This is a genomic window from Streptomyces anatolicus (genome assembly GCF_019400875.1).
Classification (GTDB): domain Bacteria; phylum Actinomycetota; class Actinomycetes; order Streptomycetales; family Streptomycetaceae; genus Streptomyces; species Streptomyces anatolicus.
Window position 1 is genome coordinate 1 of the sequence record NZ_WMBF01000812.1, and the last position, 1,525, is coordinate 1,525.

The following is a 1,525-nucleotide window of genomic DNA, read 5'->3' on the forward strand; positions in this document are numbered from 1 at the left end:
TGCCGGTGCCGCGGAGGCGGCGGTGGCGGGGGCGAGAACGCCGGCGAGCGCGGCGATCAGGGTGGCGCTCATGGCCAGGCGTCTGTGTGTCGACAGGGGCACGTGACTTCCTCGTTCTCGGCTCAGCGGGAACCGGCACACGCGTGCGGTGTGCCGTGGGGGCCGGGAGGAGCGACCAGTAAGGGCTGTCCCGGATCCTCATGGAGCATGAGTGCCAACGCGTCACGCCGGTTCCTGTCACGGGCCGCCGATATCCGGCCGGGCGTCCGGGGCCGCACCGCCCGCGTACGCACTCGCGTACCGCACCCGAATTACCGCACCCGGGCATCCCGCCCGAGCGAGCACACGGGCATCCGGCCCGAGTGAGCACACGGGCATCCCGGCCCGAGCGAGCACTCGGACAGACGGCGGCCTACTCCACCGTCAGTAATCTGATATACCGTCAGATCCATGCCTACTGCCCCCCGTTTCCCTTCCCGCAAGGTCGCCGTCGTCGGGGTCGCCCTCTCGGACTGCGGCCGGGTCGACGAGGCCACGCCCTACGCCCTGCACGCCCAGGCGGCCCGCCGCGCGCTCGCCGACTGCGGACTCGCCCGGGACGTCATCGACGGCGTCGCCTCGGCGGGCCTCGGCGCGCTGGCGCCCGTGGAGGTCGCCGAGTACCTCGGCCTGAGGCCCCGCTGGGTCGACTCCACCTCGGTCGGCGGCGCCACCTGGGAGGTCATGGCGGCGCACGCGGCGGAGGCGATAGCGGCGGGGCGGGCCAACGCCGTACTCCTCGTCTACGGCTCGACCGCCCGCGCCGACATCAAGGCGGGGCGCCGCACCGCCAACCTCTCCTTCGGGGCGCGGGGCCCGCTCCAGTTCGAGGCCCCCTACGGGCACTCCCTGATCGCCAAGTACGCGATGGCCGCGCGCCGCCACATGCACGAGTACGGCACGACGCTGGAACAGCTCGCCTCAGTGGCCGTCCAGGCGCGGGCCAACGCGGCGACCAACCCGGACGCGATGTTCCGCGAGCCGATCACGGTGGACGAGGTGATCGCGGGGCCGATGATCGCGGACCCGTTCACCAAGCTGCACTGCTGCATCCGTTCCGACGGGGGCTGCGCCGTGCTGCTCGCGGCGGAGGAGTACGTGGCGGACTGCGCGTCGGAGCCGGTGTGGGTGCTCGGCGCGGGCGAGCACGTCTCGCACACGACGATGTCGGAGTGGGAGGACTTCACGGTCTCACCGGCGGCGGTGAGCGGCCGCCTCGCCTTCGCACGGGCGGGGGTGCGCCCACAGGACGTGGACGTGGCCCAGATCTACGACGCGTTCACCTATATGACGCTGGTGACGCTGGAGGACCTGGGGTTCTGCGGAAAGGGCGAGGGCGGCGCGTTCGTGGAGAAGGGCCGCCTGCTGCGCACGGGCTCCCTCCCGACGAACACGGACGGCGGCGGCCTCTCCGCACAGCACCCCGGAATGCGGGGCCTGTTCCTGCTGGTGGAGGCGGTGCGCCAGCTGCGGGGCCGGGCGGGCG

At 72.9% G+C, this 1,525-nt stretch carries 1 protein-coding gene; it reads left to right on the forward strand.

The genetic code is table 11. The annotated features are described in order from the left end of the window. Nucleotides 1-450: 450 nt before the first annotated feature. Nucleotides 451-1,525: thiolase C-terminal domain-containing protein (locus tag GKQ77_RS32655; protein WP_219692769.1), on the forward strand; the 1,075-nt coding region annotated here is incomplete at its 3' end.